This window comes from Mycoplasma sp. 1018B (assembly GCF_024582675.1).
In the GTDB taxonomy this organism is placed as follows: domain Bacteria; phylum Bacillota_I; class Bacilli_A; order Mycoplasmatales; family Metamycoplasmataceae; genus Mycoplasmopsis.
The window spans coordinates 219103-239453 of record NZ_CP102084.1; the positions used below are offsets into that span (position 1 = coordinate 219103).

10 protein-coding genes and 8 tRNA genes are annotated in these 20351 nt (G+C 24.2%); 8 read left to right on the top strand and 10 right to left on the bottom strand.

Annotated elements, in window-relative coordinates; all coding sequences use genetic code 4:
- Positions 1 to 18: 18 nt before the first annotated feature.
- Both NPA14_RS00950 and NPA14_RS00955 read left to right on the top strand, forming a co-directional pair.
- The gene (locus NPA14_RS00950) at positions 19 to 2250 is read left to right on the top strand and encodes a putative immunoglobulin-blocking virulence protein (protein WP_257076152.1); all 2232 of its coding nucleotides are present in this window, start codon (positions 19 to 21) and stop codon (positions 2248 to 2250) included.
- Positions 2251 to 2512: 262 nt separating this feature from the next.
- Positions 2513 to 4117, top strand: a complete 1605-nt coding sequence (locus NPA14_RS00955; protein WP_373456863.1) for an IS1634 family transposase — start codon at positions 2513 to 2515, stop codon at positions 4115 to 4117.
- Positions 4118 to 4204: 87 nt separating this feature from the next.
- On the opposite strand, the gene NPA14_RS00960 is transcribed toward NPA14_RS00955, so the two are convergent.
- The 9 genes from NPA14_RS00960 to NPA14_RS01000 all read right to left on the bottom strand — a co-directional run bounded on the left by NPA14_RS00960 (position 4205) and on the right by NPA14_RS01000 (position 6023).
- Positions 4205 to 5176 (bottom strand): L-lactate dehydrogenase, encoded by a 972-nt coding sequence (locus NPA14_RS00960; protein WP_257076155.1) that lies wholly within the window; start codon positions 5174 to 5176, stop codon positions 4205 to 4207.
- Between the two features lie 138 nt (positions 5177 to 5314).
- A tRNA-Phe gene (locus NPA14_RS00965) sits at positions 5315 to 5390 on the bottom strand.
- Between the two features lies 1 nt (position 5391).
- Positions 5392 to 5468: transfer RNA gene (locus NPA14_RS00970), tRNA-Asp, on the bottom strand.
- A gap of 4 nt (positions 5469 to 5472) precedes the next feature.
- Positions 5473 to 5549, bottom strand: a tRNA-Met gene (locus NPA14_RS00975).
- A 39-nt stretch (positions 5550 to 5588) separates the two neighbouring features.
- Positions 5589 to 5681, bottom strand: a tRNA-Ser gene (locus NPA14_RS00980).
- A 1-nt stretch (position 5682) separates the two neighbouring features.
- Positions 5683 to 5758: transfer RNA gene (locus tag NPA14_RS00985), tRNA-Ile, on the bottom strand.
- Positions 5759 to 5785: 27 nt separating this feature from the next.
- Positions 5786 to 5862 (bottom strand) — tRNA-Met (locus NPA14_RS00990).
- Between the two features lie 4 nt (positions 5863 to 5866).
- A tRNA-Ala gene (locus NPA14_RS00995) sits at positions 5867 to 5943 on the bottom strand.
- Positions 5944 to 5946: 3 nt separating this feature from the next.
- Positions 5947 to 6023 (bottom strand) — tRNA-Pro (locus NPA14_RS01000).
- Positions 6024 to 6209: 186 nt separating this feature from the next.
- On the opposite strand from NPA14_RS01000, the gene NPA14_RS01005 reads away from it, so the two are divergent.
- The 6 genes from NPA14_RS01005 (at position 6210) to NPA14_RS01030 (ending at position 19720) form a co-directional block, all read left to right on the top strand.
- Positions 6210 to 6671, top strand: a complete 462-nt coding sequence (locus NPA14_RS01005) for a GAF domain-containing protein (protein ID WP_257076156.1) — start codon at positions 6210 to 6212, stop codon at positions 6669 to 6671.
- Between the two features lie 24 nt (positions 6672 to 6695).
- Positions 6696 to 8264 (top strand): type I restriction-modification system subunit M, encoded by a 1569-nt coding sequence (locus tag NPA14_RS01010; RefSeq protein ID WP_257076158.1) that lies wholly within the window; start codon positions 6696 to 6698, stop codon positions 8262 to 8264.
- A 2-nt stretch (positions 8265 to 8266) separates the two neighbouring features.
- Entirely contained in the window at positions 8267 to 9586 is a 1320-nt protein-coding gene (locus NPA14_RS01015; protein ID WP_257076159.1) for a restriction endonuclease subunit S, read from the top strand.
- Positions 9552 to 10148 carry a restriction endonuclease subunit S gene (locus tag NPA14_RS01020; protein ID WP_257076160.1) on the top strand — a complete coding sequence of 199 codons (597 nt, stop codon included), beginning with the start codon at positions 9552 to 9554 and terminating at the stop codon, positions 10146 to 10148. The genes NPA14_RS01015 and NPA14_RS01020 overlap by 35 nt, the downstream gene beginning before the upstream one ends.
- 24 nt (positions 10149 to 10172) lie before the next feature.
- Complete coding sequence (locus tag NPA14_RS01025; RefSeq protein WP_257076161.1) at positions 10173 to 13304, top strand: type I restriction endonuclease subunit R; 3132 nt, start codon at positions 10173 to 10175, stop codon at positions 13302 to 13304.
- Between the two features lie 356 nt (positions 13305 to 13660).
- Entirely contained in the window at positions 13661 to 19720 is a 6060-nt protein-coding gene (locus NPA14_RS01030; protein ID WP_257076162.1) for an MGA_1079 family surface serine endopeptidase, read from the top strand.
- 331 nt (positions 19721 to 20051) lie between these two features.
- Here the strand turns inward: NPA14_RS01030 and NPA14_RS01035 are convergent, their stop codons facing one another.
- On the bottom strand, positions 20052 to 20207 hold the full coding sequence (locus NPA14_RS01035; protein ID WP_257076163.1) for a hypothetical protein: 156 nt from the start codon (positions 20205 to 20207) through the stop codon (positions 20052 to 20054).
- Between the last annotated feature and the right edge of the window lie 144 nt (positions 20208 to 20351).

A 20351-nucleotide genomic window follows, 5' to 3' on the forward strand; every position in this document is an offset into this window, starting at 1 on the left:
TTAAACAAAGGAGGAAGCATGATAAAAGCCAAAAGAATTAAATTGTTTATTAACTTGGGAGCAATCTCAGCGATAGCAATAGCTGGAGGTGTAACAGCTAAGATAATTAGTGATAATTCAAGCGATAAAGCTATGGATCTTAATGTTATTATTGCTTCCAGAGGTGATAACTCAGTTATCAATACTAACAATGTAGAAGTAAGCGATGAGAATTCATCTAACAAAGATAATAATTTAAAAGAAATTAAAGATGAAAAAATCGAAGAGAATACTCCTGTAGATAATCAACCTAAAGAATCTGAACCTGCTCCACCAGCTGAAAAACCTAAAGAACCAGATCCAGAACCAATACCTGATCCAGTTGAAGCAGAACCAAATGATCCAGAAGAAGACCCAAAGAATAAAGTATTTACTGATGTTCCAGGACATGTAGATAATCCTTTAACACCGTCTCCTGTAATTGATCAACCAATTATAGTGGTTTCAGACCCAGAACCAAATCCAGAACCTGCTCCTGCTCCAGAAATACCAAAACCTCCTTCAATAGAGGATCAACTACCTAAAGCAACTGAAGGTTATGTAAATATTGATAGTTTACCTAATTTTGATTTTAGTACTACTAAACCAAAAGAAAACCCAAAAGGTGAATTAACAGCTAAACAAAAAGAAACTCTTAAAAAATCAGTAAGTACTTTAGTTAACATTACCAAAAACCTTCCATCTAAATTTACTAAAGAAGAAATTCAACAAATTAATGATGCAATTTATGAAATTAGAAAATTAAATGCAGCAACAAAAAATGAGAAAAAACAAGATTGAACTGTTTTACTTGAAAATCTATATGCAAATGATGGACGCCCAACTAGTGAAAAAGCTAAAGCTATTGGTTGACCATATATAAATGATGCTTATAACTTCCCGTTAGATTTTAAAAATATGTGAGCTGATATTCAAAGAAATTTAGATAGCTTCTTAGAAAAAGGAATGGTACCAAGTATTCATTGAGGTTCAGGACACTCATGAGGATTTATTGATATTTCTGATAATGTAGTAAGAAATAAAATTATCCAAGATCATGAAAGCAGATATTTCCCTTATAATACTGAATGAACCAGAACCCCAGCAAGCATTAAAGAAATGAACTATGAAGGTTTTAGAAAAGATGATGTCACTAGAAATTATGCTAGATATGGTGCTAATGCATCAAATGGTATTACAGTATTAGAATATACTCCTGAGGGAGAATTTGCTAAAAGTAAAATTGGCGATAAAAAAGTAATAGCAGTTTTAGATGCATCTAACAGAAAAGGTTACAATAGCTTCTTACAATTTCTTAAAAACGCTGAAGCTAACGGCAAAAAAATTGATGGTATTGTAATTAAAAATATGGGGTTAATTGATCAACACCAAGACTTTAGTCAAATTCTTGCTCAAATGCCTAATTCAATTCAAAAATTAACTTTATTCTTTGAAGGAAAAGATACTTCATCATTAATTGGATTAAAGGATAAAACTATTCAAGAATTAGATTTATATAACTCAAATAATACAATAGCTGATGATTGAGGTATTAACCCTTATGCTTTAAGAGGTGTTAAAAAAATTACTTTTGATTATAATCATGAGTCAATTACTAGTGGTACACATGTACCAAATAATAAAGATATGCCAGGATCAATTGTTTTTAATACTCTTAAATTTGATAAAAATATGAATTTAGATCAAATTAATGAAGGTCTAAAAATTGCTCTTAAAGATAGATATGGTGAGAGAATTTTTCAAGGTCAATTCGGAGATGGTTCATGACCTACTTATTTAGACTTTTCTAATTTACCTCAAATAAGAAGTTTAGAAGATATGAACTTTTACACTAGAGTATTTAAAAAATTAACACTTTATAATAAAACTAATGTATTTAGCGTTGATGCTTCAAGATTGCATAAACAACAATGATCGGCTATGTTAATTAAAGGCCCTGAAAGACCAAAATTATACTTTGTATCTCCACAACCAGTTAACACTTTATATATTAAAGGTAACGCTGTTGACTTAGGTAATAATTGAGGTGTAGAGTTATACGGCTTAATTGAATCTGGAAAAGATGTCTTTCAAACAGTTTATGTAGATAATGACACAATGGCTCGAGTATTAAATGATTCACAAGCCTTTAGACAATTTAATAAAATAGCAAAAGTAAAACCAGCAGACTTTAATAATAGTGTTGATAATTCTATTGTTTCTTTCGATTAATATATTTAAAAAACTGCTTATACAGCAGTTTTTTTATTATTGTTTTTCAAAAATAAAACAAAAAAAGAATAAGTTTAATACTTACCCGCATTTCCCACTTGCGGGTTTTTTTATGTTTTTTTAACACCATACATATTTATAAATAAATATGTAAAAATTATAGCATTATGCTACTATTTTATGGTATAATTAGTTTATGGCAAGTAAAACAAGAAAAAGAACATGAATAATTTCTGTCTCAAAAAGATCAAAAGGTAATTACATTCAAATCGGTTATCAAAAATTAGATGGTGTTGGTTATGAAACGAGATTTGCAATTGGTTTTGAAAAAGATTTTGAAAAATACCAAGAGAACGCTATTGAAAAAATTAAAATGTTAATCAAAGATATGCCTTTAACCTACACTAAAGAAAAAATTTTAGATGTAATAAACAAGAAATTAAAAAATAACAAAACAGACTTAATCAAATACAGCGAAAGATACAAAGGATTGAACCTAATCGGCTTATTAATAGATCATTTCGACATTTTTAAAGATTGTAATAAAACAAAATCAATAAGCCTAAATGAAGTTGTAAAACAACAAATTTACCACAGAATTAAACAACCATTAAGTGTTTGAGCAACATTTAACAGTTTGAAAAAAGAACAAGAAAATGTTTATTCAAAAAATGCATTTTATAGATCTTTAGATTACATAGCGGAAAATAGAGAACAAATTTTGCAAAACTTAAATGATGTTTTAGTCAAAGAACATAAAAGAAACGTAAATATTGTTTGATATGACTCAACAACAACTTATTTTGAAACATTTGATAGAAAAGGTTATAAAAAACCAGGTTATTCAAAAGATGGCAAGTTTAAAGAAGATCAAATTGTGATTGGCATGGCAACTGATTCAAATGGCATTCCCATTCACTACAAAGTCTTTCCGGGAAATACAGCTGATTCAAATACATTTATCAAATTTGTTTTAGAACTCCAAAAAATATACAAAATAAACAATGTAACTATTGTTGCTGATAAAGGTATGTCTGTTAATAAAAATATTAGATTTTTGGAAGACAAAGGTTTAAACTTTATTATTTCTTACCGTATGAAAACTGGAAGCAGACAATTTAAAGAATATGTCTTAAAACAAGAAGATTATGTACATTCTGATGCTGGATTGGTGTACAAAACACAAGAATTCGCATCACTTTATAGAAATGGCAGAAGCAATGGAAAACTTAGAAAAAGAATAATTACATTTAGTAAAAAAAGAGCAAAAAAAGACGCCGAAGATAGACGTATTTTAGTTGAAAACTTCCTTAAAAAAGCCAAAAACGGAAAAGTGTCATATGAAGATATGGCAGGCAATAAAAAATATAAATTCTTTAAACCGGTGAATGAATCTGGTTACTATGAACTAGATACAGAAAAAATTGAGCAAGATGAAAAATTTGACGGCTACTATGTTTATGAAACAAATAGACAAGATTTAACTCCTGATCAGCTTGTTGATCTCTATGCTAAACAATGAAAGATTGAAGATAATTTTAGAAGTTTAAAAGGTTCATTAGCTATTAGACCAATATATTTATCAACCTGAAAACACATCGAAGGTTATATATGTCTTTGTTTCTTAAGTTTAGTTTTACTTAAATTTTTAGTTTTTAAAATTAATGATTTAACTGGATTATCTGGAAAAGATAAATTTACAGAAGGTAGATTAATTGACATGATGAATAATGTCAAAGAAATTCAAGAAAAATTCAACAACCAAATAACAAAAACATTCGAGATAAACGATGATAATCTAAGTCAAAATTGAGATGATTATCATTTGGTTGAAAAAGTTTTTGAATTAACAAAAATTAAAAAATAAATATCCGCTAAAACGGATATTTTCCAATTTATGCTACAAAGTGGGAAACGTGGGAAAAATAAAACAAAAAAAGAATAAGTTTAATACTTATTCAAAATCCATATCAATGTTTATTAATTTTAAAGTATCCTTATGCACTTTAGCCATATGAGATGTTGATGCTTCAAATTGTTTTAATTCATTATTATTAAAATTAGGTTTAACACTTAAATACTCATAACCATTTTTTCCAACAATAACTGGTATTGAAGTATAAATTCCTGCGTTTTTGTAATTAGCAGGTAATTTTACACCAATATTCATTACTTGTTTTTTATTATTTAAAATAGCATCAGTAATTTCATATAAAGATGTTCCAATACCAAATTGAGTATTGCCTTTTCTTGAAAAAATATAGAAAGCTTCATCAATAGTTTGTTTTAATATTTGATTTAATTCGTTAGATTTAAGTTTTTTGCTTTTAAGTAAATTTTCTAAAGTAGCATCTCCAATTTTTACAGTAGATCAAAGAGGAATAGCACTTGAACCGTGTTCTCCTAAAATACTTGCCTGTACAGAATCGGCATTAACATTAAATTTTTGAGCAATAAATTTTTTAAAACGTGCAGAATCTAATAATGTTCCTGTAGAAATAACTTTTTTAAATGGTAAATTTGACGCATAAGTAAATACTGAAGCCATAACATCACAAGGATTAGCAGCAACTATAACTACACCTTTGAATTTAGCCTCTTTTAATTGATCACCAAAAGATTTCATTAATTTTGAATTAGCCTCAGCTAGTTTTAAACGATCGCTAAAATCTTTATTAGCAGGAATTGATGCAGTAACAATTACTATGTCAGCGTCTTTGGCTTCTTGTAATAATGTGCCTACTTTAAAAGTAGAATTATTACGAGGCATTAGAGCAATCATATCTTGAAAATCATGCGCATGAGCTTGGCAAATTTCTTCATTTTTATCAACAAAAACAAAATTTGCTTGCAAACCTCTAGCTAAAGCTATATTGACAAATGTAGTACCTACATTTCCCATACCTATAACAATAATTTTTTTCATAAAACCTCAGTTATTTAATTATTAATAAAATATCTAAATAAAAATAAAATTCAAATTTAATTATACTAAATTTATTAATTTATTTATTGTTTAAAAATAATAAAAAAACTTCGTTTGAAACGAAGTTATACTTTGATATGGTGGCTCCGGCAGGAATCGAACCAGCGACACACGGAGCTTCAGTCCGTTGCTCTACCAACTGAGCTACAGAGCCATGGCGGTCCAGACGGGAATTGAACCCGCGATCTTCTCCGTGACAGGGAGACGTATTAAACCACTTTACCACTGGACCATAATGGTGGCGGAGGTTGGACTTGAACCAACGACCTCAGGGTTATGAGCCCTGCGAGATACCAAACTTCTCCACTCCGCGATATATAAATTTGTTTTGGTGTTTTCGCTAGAAAACGAATGGCGGGTGATGAGGGATTCGAACCCCCGCGGGCCGTGAAGCCCCTGGCAGTTTTCAAGACTGCTCCCTTCAACCAGGCTTGGGTAATCACCCATGGTGGACCCAACAGGATTCGAACCTGTAACCAACCGGTTATGAGCCGGTTGCTCTAACCGTTGAGCTATAGGTCCAATTAACAGTTAGGCATATTCCATAATTGGTAGCGTCGATGAGATTCGAACTCATGACCTTCCGGGTATGAACCGGATGCTCTAACCAACTGAGCTACAACGCCATTTTGGTGGAGGATATGGGATTCGAACCCACCACCCCTTGCGTGCAAGGCAAGTGCTCTAGCCAAATGAGCTAATCCCCCACATGGTGAAGAAGACAGGATTTGAACCTGCGACCACTTGGTCCCAAACCAAGCGCTCTACCAAGCTGAGCTACTTCTCCGCTTTTAAAATAAAAGCAAATACATTATATAACAAAAAAAAATCATTTTTATTTTTTTTATATATTTTTTTAAATTTAATTTTATTAGTAATTTTTATATATACATATTATATATATACATATATATTATAATAATATAAATTAAAATGAATTAAAACTAATATTAATTATAAGGTGGGAATAAAAATGACTAATAAAACTAAAATTTTTGAAGAACTTATTAGTGATATTAAAAAAGAATACACTCTTTTAGCTAATACATCAGCTTTTATTTACGAAAATTTTGATAATTTAAATTGAGCAGGTTTTTATCGTGCAGAAAATAAAATTTTGTATTTAGATGCTTTTCAAGGTAAAGTAGCTTGCACAGAAATTCCATTTAACAGAGGTGTATGTGGTCATGCAGCGATAAATCAAAAAACAATTATAGTTGATGATGTGCATGAATTTGCTGATCATATAGCTTGTGATTCAGCTAGTGAAAGTGAAATAGTAATACCATTATTTGTTAAAAATAAATTATGAGGTGTTTTAGATATTGATTCACCAATTAAAAAACGTTTTGATATGGAAACAAAAAACGAATTAGAAGCAATAGCTAAAATTTTAGAAAATAAATTAAATCAATTAAATTTAATTCAAAAATAATTTAAGAGTAAGGAAAATATTAAAATGAATCAAATTATTGAAAAAGATCAATTATATAAAGCGATTTGAAAATCCGCCAATAGTTGAAGAGGAACTATTGAGGGTTGAGATATGCGTAATTATGTGTTAATCACATTATTTTATCGTTATGTTTCAGAAAATTTAACTAATTATTTTAATCAAGAAGAATGAAAAAATGGGAATGAAAATTTCGATTATGCATTATTAAAAGATTCTGATGTTGAAGATTCGATTAAACAAGCATGTATTAATGAAAAAGGTTTTTTCCTTTATCCTTCACAATTATTTAATAACGTTTATCAATATGGTTTATCTAACGAAGAAGATTTTAATATAAAAGTTATTCAAGTAATTAATGATTTAGAAAATTCTAATCGTTATTTTAATGATGATGAAGATATTGTAGGTTTATTTGAAGACTATAATCTTGAATCAAATAAATTAGGTAAAACTACCAAAGAAAGAAATAAAACATTATTAATGATTTTTAGAGAAATAGCTAGTTGACCTTTAGTTTCATATAGCGATAATCAAATTGATGTATTTGGTGATGCATATGAATTTTTAATTAGTACTTATGCTGCAAACGCTGGTAAATCTGGCGGTGAATTTTTTACACCTCAAGAAGTATCACAACTTTTGACAAAAATAGGATTAGTTGATAAAAAACAAATTAACAGTGTTTATGATCCAGCCTGTGGTTCAGGTTCATTATTGTTGCAAGCAATTAAAGTTTTAGGTAAAGATAACGTTAATCAACTTTATGGACAAGAAATTAATTTATCAACTTATAATTTGTGCAGAATGAATATGTGATTACATAATATTTCTTTTAATCAATTTCATATTAAGCACGGCGATACATTAATTGATCCTCAATTTGATTATGAAGATAAAAAATATAAATTTGATTTAATTGTTTCTAATCCTCCTTATTCAATTAAATGAATTGGAAGTGATGATCCTTTATTAGCACAAGATCCAAGATTTAGTCCTGCTGGTGTATTAGCTCCTAAATCTAAAGCTGATTGAGCATTTATTATGCATTCACTTGCACATTTAAATAATTTAGGAACAGCTGTATTTGTTACTTTCCCTGGTATTTTATATCGTTCAGGAGCTGAAGCAAAAATTAGAGAATATTTAATTAATAATAATTTAATTGATGCTGTAATACAAATGCCAGAAAATCTATTTTTTGGAACTTCTATAGCAACTTGTATTTTAGTTATTAAAAAGAGTAAAAATAATACCAATGTTTGTTTTATTGATGCTTCTAAGGAATTTATTAAGGTTACTAATGATAATAAATTAACTAATGATAATATTAATAACATTTTAAAAATGTATGCTGATAGAAAAAATGTTGATAATTTAGTTAAAATTGTTTCAATAGAAGAAATAGCACAAAAGAATTTTAATCTTTCAGTTAATACTTATGTTGAAAAAGAAGATACTAGAGAAAAAATTGATATTAAATTATTAAATCAAGAATTAAAAGAAATTGTTGCCCGTCAAGAAATTTTAAGAAAAGAAATTGATAAAATCATTGCTGAACTCGAAGGAGAATAGTAATGAAGTTATTTGAAGAGTTAATAGAAAAAGAGAAAATCTATATAGAAACATATGAATTGAAAGACGTTTTAAAAAGTATAAAATCCGGATTAAATCCTAGAAGTAATTTTAAATTAAACTTACCTGGAGCTAAAAATTATTATCTTACCGTCAAAGAATTTAGTAATGGAAAAATTGAATTTAGCGAAAAAACTTCTTTAATTAATAATGAAGCATTAGAAATTATTCAAAAAAGATCTAAATTAGAAAAAGATGATATTCTTTTATCTTCCATTGGAACCATTGGAAAAGTTGTTCATGTAAAGGATGAACCTACAAATTGAAATTGCAGTGAAAGTGTTTTTCTTTTGAAACCTAAAAAGGAAATTATTTTACCAAAATTCCTACTTTACTTTCTCAGTTCTGATTATGCACAATCTTTTTTTCATTCCACTGCAGGCGGAACAACATTAAAGGGTATTAGAAAAGAAAAATTAGAAACCTTAAAAATAAAAGTGCCATCAATTGAAATCCAAAACAAAATAGTTGAAATTCTTGACAAATTTACCGAGTATTCAGCGGAGCTGAAGGCGGAGCTGAAGGCGAGGGACGAGCAATATAAATTTTATAGAGACAAATTGTTGTTTAACAACAATTTGTCTACAAATTCTAATTTTATTTCATACAAATTAGAAGACATTTTAATCAGTCTAAAAACAGGTTTAAATCCTAGGGATCACTTTAAATTAAACACTGAAAATGCCAATAATTTTTATTTAACAATAAAAGAAATAATAAGTGGAAAAATTGTGTTTAATGAAAAAACAGATTTAATTAATGATGAAGCAATGTTAAAAATACAAAGTAGATCAAATTTAGAAAAAGATGATATTTTATTATCAAGTATAGGAACTTTAGGAAAGGTTGCTATTGTAGATATCCCCATTAACAATTGAAATTGCAGTGAATCAATTTTTTTATTAAAACCTAATAAGCAAATAGTTGTTCCTAAGTTTTTATATTACATTTTATCAAGTTCAAAAAGTCAAGAATACATTGAAAAAAATTCATCAGGTACTGCTTTAAAGGGTATAAGAAAGGATATTTTAAAAGAATTAGAAGTAAAAATACCTTCTTTAAAAACTCAAGAAAAAATAGTTAAAGTTCTTGACAATTTCGAATTGATTTGTAAAGATTTACACATCGGTCTTCCTGCTGAAGAAGCAAAAAGACAAGAGCAATATGAGTATTATCGCGATGCAATTTTCAAATACCTTGAAACCGGAATTATAGATAATAAAGGTATTGGAGAGAGAGAGAGAGAGAGAGCAGCTAATTAAATTGCTTCTTTTGATTTTTGAAAATATCAAAGTAACTTTTTCTGATATTGCATTATTAGAAAGAGGCACAAGAATAACCAAAAAAGATCTTACTGCTAATGGTTATAATGTTAAAAGCGGTGGAATTAATTACTTAGGTAAATATTCTACTTTTAATAGAGAAGCAAATCAAATTGTTATAGCAGAATTTGGTACTGCGGGATTAGTTCAATGAGAAAAAGAAAAATTTTGAGCAAATGATGTATGTTTAACTTTAAAATTTAAAATTAAAAATATAAATCAAAAATACATTTTTTATTTTTTAGTTTCTATTCAAAAAAATATTTTTGCCAATAACATAAAAGCAATTCCAGAAAAAATTAATAAGGATTATATAAGCAATTTAAAAATTAATTTGCCTTCATTAGAAATACAAAACAAAATAGTAAATGTTTTAGATAATTTTGAAGCTATTTGTAAAGATTTAAATATCGGTTTACCTGCAGAAATAGATAAAAGAGAACAACAATATGAATTTTATTTAAATAAGATATTTGATTATTTAAATGAAAGAGTTAAATAATAATAATTTAAAGGAGGAACATATATGTCTAATTACAACATATTAGCTCGTAATGGAGATGAAACAGTAGTTTTTGAATACTTTAAACAAGAGCGTTCTAATTTAAATTATCAATCTGAAGAACAATTAGAAAAACAATTTATAAATCAATTAGAACAATTATCCTATGAATATGTTCCAATAAAAACTGAAGCTGAATTAATTTTAAATTTAAAAAAACAAATCGAAAAACTAAATGATATTGTTTTTAGCGATAATGAATGAGAAAGATATTTTAACGAAGTTATTGCAAATAAAAACGAAGGTATTGTTGAAAAAACTCAAAAAATTCAAGAAAATTATTTCAATAGTTTTAAAAGAGATAACGGACAAATAATTAATATTTATTTAATTAATAAAAAAAATATACATAAAAATTTTTTACAAGTAATTAATCAATATGAAAATAATGAAGGTAATTTTAAAAATCGCTATGATGTTACTATTTTAGTTAATGGTTTACCTTTAGTGCATGTTGAATTAAAAAGAAGAGGTGTTATTTTAAAAGAAGCTTTTAGACAAATTGAAAGATATAAAAGAGAATCTTTTTGATCTAACAGCGGACTTTATGAATACATACAAATTTTTGTCATTTCTAATGGTACACAAACTAAATATTATTCTAATTCAACCAGATTAAATCAAACTTATAAAAATGAACATCATATTAGAACACCTAAATTTAAAAAAAATAGTAATTCTTTTGAATTTACTTCATATTGATCAGATTCAAAAAATAATGTCATTAGCGATTTAATCGATTTTACTAATTATTTTTTCTATAAAAGCACAATTTTAAACATTTTATTTAAATATTGTGTTTTAACAATTGATAATAATTTAATGGTAATGAGACCTTATCAAATTGTAGCGGCTGAAAAAATTATTAATAAAGTGAATTTTGCTAGAGAAAATCATTTGATCTCTAAAAAAAATTCAGGGGGTTATATTTGACATACTACAGGCAGCGGAAAAACTTTAACTAGTTTTAAAACAGCCCAACTTTTAAGTAATGATCCTAAAATATCTAAAGTTATTTTTGTAGTTGATCGAAGAGATTTAGATTATCAAACCTTAAGAGAATTTAATAAATACCAAGAAGATTCAGTAAATGCTAACGTAACTACAGAAATTTTAAAAAAACAAATTTTGGATAAAAATTCTAATAAGAAAATAATTGTTACAACAATCCAAAAACTTGATAATTTTGTTAAAAAAAATATTCAAGCACCAATTCAAAACGAAGAAGTAGTTTTAATTTTTGATGAGTGTCATCGTTCTCAATTTGGCAAAATGCATACTCATATTATTAAATATTTTAAAAAATATTATATTTTTGGATTTACAGGTACACCAATTTTTGATGTTAATGCAAATAAAATAATGAAAAACGTAAATTTGACTACTCAGGCAATTTTTGGTGAAAGATTACATAAATATTCTATTCAAAATGCTATTGAAGACAAAAACGTTTTACCTTTTAAAATTGATTATTTAAAAACAGTTAATGTTGATGATTGAGATAAAATTCATGATGAAAAAATAATTGATATTGACCGTCAAAAAATTATGCTCGATCCTCGCAGAATAGCTTTAAATGTTGAATATGTTCTTAAACATTATTCTCAAAAAACTTACCGTTCTATTTTTACTAAATCATATAATCATAAAGTAATTGCTAATATTGCAGAACTTGTTAAAAACAATAAAAAACAAGAATTGCAAGAAAAAAGAATAATTAAAGAAATTAAAGGATTTAATTCTATTTTTGCGACACATTCTATAGAAGCGGCTATTAAATACTATAAAGAATTTAAAATGCAACAATTAAATTTAAATTCAAATGATAAATTAAAAGTAGCTTTAATATACACTTTTGATCCTAATAATGAGCAAGAATATGATTATGATATTTTAGATGAAAAAGAAAATGTTAATAATTTATCTTTAACAGATAAAGAAATTTTAGCTGAAGCAATTAATGATTATAATAAAATGTTTAAAACTAATTATAGTTTAAAAGTAGGCGATTTTGATAATTACTATAAAGATGTTAGCATGCGTTTAAAAAATAGAGAATTAGATATATTAATTGTTGTTAACATGTTATTAACTGGTTTTGATGTGCCGGTTTTAAATACTTTGTGAGTGGATAAAAATTTAAAATATCATAGTTTAATTCAAGCCTTTTCTAGAACTAATCGTATTTTGAACGAAATTAAAGATTTTGGTAATATCGTTTGTTTTTGACCTATTAAAAAAAATACAGATGAAGCTATAACTCTTTTTAGCGGTGAAAACTCAAATTCTTTAATCACTCTTAAATCTTTTGATTATTATTATGAAAAAGGTGATGAAAATTTTGAATCTTATTTAAATGTTGTTAAAAATTTAAAAACTAATTTTAATTTAAAAAATAAAACTAATGATTTAATTAAAAATAATCAAATAAGAAAAAAATTTGTTTTATTATTTAATCGTTTTTTAAAATTAAGGAATTTATTACAATCCTTTGATGAATTCACCCCAGAAAAATATATTTTAAATCAAGCACAAATACAAGATTATCAAAGTTGGTATTTAGATATAAAAGATGATATATCAACAAAAAGTAAAAATAAATTAACAGAAGTAAATGATGAAATTGTTTTTTTAACAGAATTAATAGAGCAAAATGAAATTGATGTTCAATATATTTTAAATTTATTAAAAAAATGAAAAAGCGAAAATTTAGAAACAAAAACTATTCAAAATAAAATTGAGCAAACAGTTAATTCTTCAGTATTTTTAAGAAGTAAAAAAGAATTGATAAAAAATTTCATAGAAAAATATAATAATGTAGATCAATGAAACGATTATGTTTATCAACAATATCAAGAAGAATTAAATGAATTAGTAGAAGAAAATAATTTAGAAAAAGAAAAAGTTGAAAAATTTTTACAAAAATGTTTTCAAGAAAATAAATTTGATAATTCTGGACAAAATATTATTAATTTAAAAGATAAATGGGGAAGTAGATTTGGTAAAAACAATGCTTCAATTTTTGTTGCTTTAAAAGAAAAAATTACTGAAATATTAAGAAAATTTTTTGATAAATTTAATGGAGTTTACAGTTAAAAAATGATACTAAATAGCATCATTTTTAATTTTGTGTTATTAAATTAAAAAATCAAAAGAAAAGTTTTTCTTTATATCCTGCGTTTCCCACTTAGTAGATTAAAAAAAACAAATATCGTTTTATGTAAACGATATTTGTTTTTAATAATTATTAAATATTTAATATTTTTTTAATTAACATTTTCTTAATTAATTTGTTTTAATGATTATATACAATTATGTTCTTTTAATTATTAATCTTGGAACTTTTAATATTAAGTTAAAAACGGTTTTTTTACTATAAGGTTTTTATTATCCTTTAATAATTTTAATTTGTTTAATATAATTAAACAAACACGTAAATTTGTGAGGTTATTATGAAAAAAAAGATAAAAACATTCTTAGCTCCAATATTAATAAATTTATCTTGACTTTTTTTTATTACTAGTTGTTTAAATACAAGTAATAATAGTGATGATTTAGCAATTTTTGATAATCTTGAAGTAGAATTTGATTATTTGAATAAAGAAAATGTTGAATTAAAAGATCTAGATAAGAATCAAATCAAATTAAATTCTAAAGATAAAAGTATTTATTTAACTAATTTAAAAATTATTAGCTTAGACACAACTTTAGGTCAAGTAATTTTTAATTATCAACTGATTAAAAAAGACAATGCTAAAGAACTTTATAGTAAAGAATATACTTATACATTAACAGGTTTTAAAATTAATAATGATGATAAATTAAATATTGAATTACCAGAAATTGTATTTGATTATTCAAATAAAGAAAATACTTTTATTGAAAATGCTACTATAGATAATATTATTTATGATATTGCGAAAAAAGATAATTATCTTTATAAAATTGCTAATTTAAAAATTAAAAATAAAGATTTTTTTAAAAATGCTATAGAAATAGAGTATTTAATTCAAATATATAATCAAGAAAATAACCTTATTTACACAAGTGACATTTTAACTTCTACTATTAAAGATTTTTTAACAATAAATAATTTTGACAAACAAATTACCGAAAGAAAAAATTATTTAAATAATTTAGTAATTGAATTTGATTATCCAAATAAAAATAATGTTAAATTAGATCAAATTAATAAAGATCAAATAACTAATAATTTAATAGAAGACAATATTCAAATTACTAATTTAGAAATAATAAATAAAAATGAAAACGAAGCTCAAATTACAATAGAATATTATTTAAAAACAAGATTAAATAATCAAGAAATAATATCATCTAAAAAAATTGTTCAAATAAAAGATTTTTGAAATGAAAATAAAGCAAAAAGTAATTTAGAAAAGCAAATAAATGATCTTAGTAATTTAGTGCAAATTTCTTCAAAAAATTATCAATTATTACCATCACAAATTCAAAAAAGTGATTTATTTTGAAGTAATTACCAAGATAATTATTCAGCAGAATTAATAATTGAAGAAATTAAAGCATTTAATGATTTAACAGGTGAATTAACAATCGCATATAAATTAAAATCTCAATTAGATTCAAAACGAATAATTTTTTCTGATTTAAAAACCAAAACATTTAATAACTTTAATTCATTAACAAATTTAAAAAATCAAAAAGAGCAATTTTTAAATCAACTTATAGATGATTCAAAAAATAATAAATATTTTGTTACGAATAAAAATTTACTTAATACTAAAGCTTCACAAATTAGCAAAAATGATTTGTTTTTTACAATGGATTATCAAGATGATAATATAAAAACACAAATAAAAAAATTGACATTTGATGATAATTTGGGTCAATTAAATATTACTTATGAACTTGTATATCAAGATCCATTATTTAGTATTAATTCTAAAGAAACAACTTTTATTTTAAATAATTTTCTTACAAATGATCAATCAAATAAACAAGCCATTCAAAAAGAACAAGAACGATTAAATAATCTTAATTTAGTTTTTAATTATAATAATCAAAATAATGTTTATGCTTTAGATACTCAAGTTTCAGAATTAATTTATAACAATTTAACAAGTGCTAAAGTAATAAACTTAGAAATAATTACTAAAAATAATGAATTAGGTCAAATTATTATTAAATATAGATTGCAAAGCAATAAAAAAGAATTTAGTAACTTAATAAGTAACGAAAAAACTTTTATTTTAAACAATTTTAAAAAAGGTTTATTGTTAGAACAATTAATAAAAAACAAAATTGAAGAATTAAATCAAATAAGTGTTCCTTTTGATTATCCTAATAAAAATAATACAAGTGTAGAAAATGTTCAATTAGAACAAATTACTTATCAAGTTAATGATAATTTTAAAATACAAAATTTACATAATTTACAAATTGATAAAGAAAATGATACTATTAGTTTTAATTATGAGATAGTAATTGATAATTTTTACAATCAAGTTATTAAAAGTCAAATTAAAGTTGGACAAATTAGTAATTTTCACAATGAAATTAAAACTCAAATAATCGATGAATTAACTACTTATTTAGCTAATTATGATTTAAAGTTAAATCAAGCTTTAATTGATAATTATAATTTAAAACTATATTCAACAACCATTAATGAAAATAATGCTTTTTTATATTTGAATTTAAAAAATGATAATGATATTGATTTAAAAATATCTAATTTAGATATTGATCTTAATAAATTAAATACTTTAAAGTTAAATTTAGTTGCTACTAAAGATAATGTTAGTTTAAAAAAAGAATTTACTTTGGATTTTACTAATGATTTAAATGAACGTTTAAATCAAATTCAAATAAATAATGTTAATGATTTATATAATGTTGATGTGACTATGTTGAATTATTTACATGGTAAAAATTTAGTAAATAATCTTGAAATAGTTAAAAAAGCTTTTAGTAAGAAAAATAATAAAATTAATGATGTTTTTGATTTTGAAATTGATTGAAATAACGTTAAAACTAAAATAGAGAATAAGCAAATAAAATGATATTTTAATATTAATATTTATCAAAATAATCATTTGTTGAAAAAAATTGAAAATTTAACTTTAGAAGCAAGTAACAATATTTTATGAACTTATTTTGCAAAAGAGAATGATTTTACTTATGATTATCAAAGTGATTTTCAAAATTATCTTTTAAATCAAAATAAATCAACAGTAGAAAACTATTTAATTAACGCTTTTAAAAAAATGCAAAATAATGATTCACAATTTGCTAATCTTACTTGAGAAAATTTAAAAGAAAACAATAATATTAATCAAAAGATTTGAAAAAATCTTTTGCATAATGCTTTTAATTTTGCAAAAGATTGAACGCTTGAAAATTTAATTAATTTCGATAATAATTTAATCTTTAAAAAAGTTGATAATAATAATTTTTTCTTTTTAGCTAATATAAAAAATAATAAAACTAATCAAGAAAAAATTTATCCGCTTGTAATTAATGATATTTTCATTCAAAATGATAATTTGGCTTTAAGTCAATTGTTAAGTTGAATTAAGAATGATGATTATGCAAACATTTGAATTAATAGTTATTTAAAAACTGATAAATTAGGTCATGAATATTATTATGCAAAGGATATTTATGATCAATTAAATGATTTATATCAATTACCTAAAGCAAAAGAATATAGTTTAAAAATATTAGATTCGCAACATACAGATAAATTGCATAATAATTCTAATTTATATAATGAAAATGATGGCACAGCCATTATTCAAATTGGCTTATTTAAAAATGATATTTACACAAATATAAAAACTAAAAACCATTTTACCTTAAGGTTTTTTAAAACTTATGATTATGAATATCATTTACCTAAAGAACGTTGATTTAATGATAGTGATTTTGAAAATAGTAATTATGTTGAACCGCATGCATATATAAAAGGTTTGGTAGATAAATTAAATAGTCGTAATTTTAATTATAATTTTGTCCAAGGTATTTATAGCCCTAAAGATGCTAGTTTACAATGAACAAGAAGAACTGTTGATGCACAATTAATAATCCAACAACAAGCTTTTAAACAATTACATGATTTGTTAGTATTAACTGAAGACAATAGTAAAAAAATTAATAAAAAAGCTATTTACAATAATACTGATAGTTTAAATAATGTAAAAGTTGATGAATTAACCAAGGCTTATTTTATTTATTATTATGATGTAGAAAGTACAGAAAAAGATAGTTTGAGTTTTAAAATTGGTCTAATTAAAAAAGATGATCCTAAAGTAAGATATCATACTAAAAATAAAATTAAATTAGTTAATTTAAAAAATGATTATCAACTTGATGCTTATCCAAGTGCTTTATTAAATAGTTTAACTTTAGATGATTTAGAAATTAATCAAGAACAAGTAGCTAAAATTACTTTTGGACAATTTTTACGAATGGTAAGAGAAAATAAAGTGGATAAATCTTTATTTAAAATCAAAAGTAAATATTATCATAATTTTACTTTTGATAATTGAGAAAATGTTCAAATTGATAAAGTGCAATTTGTTTTAATCAATCGTCAATATCGTTTGTTTTTTAATTTAAAATATAAAAATTTTGATCAAGCTTTAAGAACAAGTGACATTATCGGTGAAACTTGATACGAAATTGATGGTTTTAAAAATTTTTCCACTTGAGAATATAATGATGCTAATTTTAAATCAATGTTTGATAAATTAAGTGTTAGCGAAGATATGAAAAAGGTCTTTTTAGCTAATGGCAAAATTTTAAGACAAAGAAAGATCAATGCTAATACCAAAGATTTAATTTTTGAAATTGATAATAATCAAGAAAAAGTTAATTGAATTTTTAAAAAAACTTATTATGAACCTTTATTAATTAATCAAAAAGTTGAAAATGCCAAATTATTATTTCATTTTTATACTAATTTACTTTATTTAGATAATAATCACACAACTAGAATTGTATCTTTTGCTAAAGGCTTAAATGTGGAATTAGATTGAAATGAATTACAAACTAATGGCTTTATTAAACAAATTCACAAAACAGATTTAGTTAATAATGAACAAGCAGAATTTGAAATTACTTTTACTTTAAAAGATGATGGTATTCATTTTGAATATCGATTAATCAACAATGAAAATAAACAATATAAAATAGTTGGTGATAATTTTGCGCAAAGAACTTTTGCTTTTGAAGCTAATAAAATAACTAATAAATTTGATAAAAATCAGGCTGTATATTTTAATACTAATTTAGGAGCTTCAATAACCATACAATATCAAAGCGATATTGCAAATGAAACTTTTAGTCAATATCAAAGTAATCTTTTTGATTATCAAAATATGAGTACAACTCTTACTAATACTCCTTTTTATTTATATAATCCAGCATATAATCATGGTGAATTATTTAAATATAATCCAAATGAAACTTTAAGTTATAAATGACATGAAGGATACAAATTAGCTTTAGATTATATGCATTTATCTTATAATGATGAACGTATTAAAAAACATAATCAAAGAGCAATAGGTTTTAGAAATGGTAGTGCGCTTTTAGTTTCTAAATTAAGTGATGATATTAATGATGCGCGTTTTGTCTTTTTAACAAATAATCACGTTACACACAATAATAATACTAATGAAGACCCTACAGTTTCTAGTTACAGTGAAAATTTTAAATTTACAACAGCTAATAATTATAAAGAAATTAAATCGGGCGATTATGGAGGCGGTATTCATGTTTTCAATTCTGTTTCTAATGCTAAAGGATTAGTATTTTGAACAGGAGTAAAACAATATGATAATCAAGGAATTTTAAAAGAAACTCTTGGTGTTGATTTAACTGCTTTTACTATTGATTTAAATGATGCTATTAAAAAAGCTAAAAGTATTGGTCGTTTAAGCGTTGCAAGTGAATTTGAGCAAATGAAAAAATTAAAAGATCTCAATTTTGCTTCTAATAATAAAGATAATATTTTCTATTTTTTAAATATAATGCAAGAAGTAAATAAAAACTTCAAAGAAGATAATGCTACTAGATGAATAAATAAACCTATTATTTCTACTAATCGTTTTGCTACTGGTTTTCCGCGTTTATTACAAACAGGTTATATAGTTAATCGTAATACTATTAGCGATAATAAAGAAATTTTTGGTCGCAGTAGTACTTATTATGCTTATACTCCAGTTTTATTTAGAGGCGGCACTAGTGGTACGGGAATAGTTGATGAAAAAAATAATTACATTTTAAATCTTAATTCAGCTGAATTTTATAATATAGCTGTAGGATTTGTTAATTATTCAAAATTATTCAATAATCAAACAAAAGAATGACAAGAATTTAATTTCTTTGGTTTTGCTAATAGCATAGAAGAATTGAGTACTTTAAAAAATAAAAATTCTTTAGCAGCTAATTTAATTAAATTAAATACTTATGATCCTTCAATTGCTTTACCAAAATGAATGTTTAAAAAACATAAATTAAACCAGTAAAACAAAATCGAAAACTTTAAATGTTTTCGATTTTTTTTATTTATTTTCTATTGTTAAATTTTTTAACTAATAATCAAACTAAATAAGCTAAACCAAAAGTTAAAATGATACTTGTTCATAAAAGAATAAACATCAATCAATCAATATATTTATTGCGTTCTTTATTTAAAGCATTTTTACGATTTAATAATTGATTTAAAATCTTTTGAATTTGATTAATATCTTTGGCATTTTGAATTTGTTACTTAAATTGATTTTTTTCTTCTAAAGAATAATTTTCTAAATCATTTACTTTTTTATTTATTTCTTCTTTAAATAAAGTTAAATTAACTTATCCATCTAAATTAGCTATAGCATCTAAAATATTTTGATTAGTTGTTTTAATAAGATTTATATTTTCAACAACTTTATCTTTTTGTTTATTAGTTAAAGTTTGATATTCTTGATTAATTTTATTCTTTATCAATTCTTTTTGTTGTATGGCCATTTAAGTTATTGATAGTGTTTTTTAAATTATTAATTGCTTGGTTAATTTAAATTTAAATTATTTCCTTTTATTTTATCTATTGTTTATTTTTATCATTTAACGTTTTATTATAAACTTGTTTAAAATCTAAATCTGCTTGTAAAT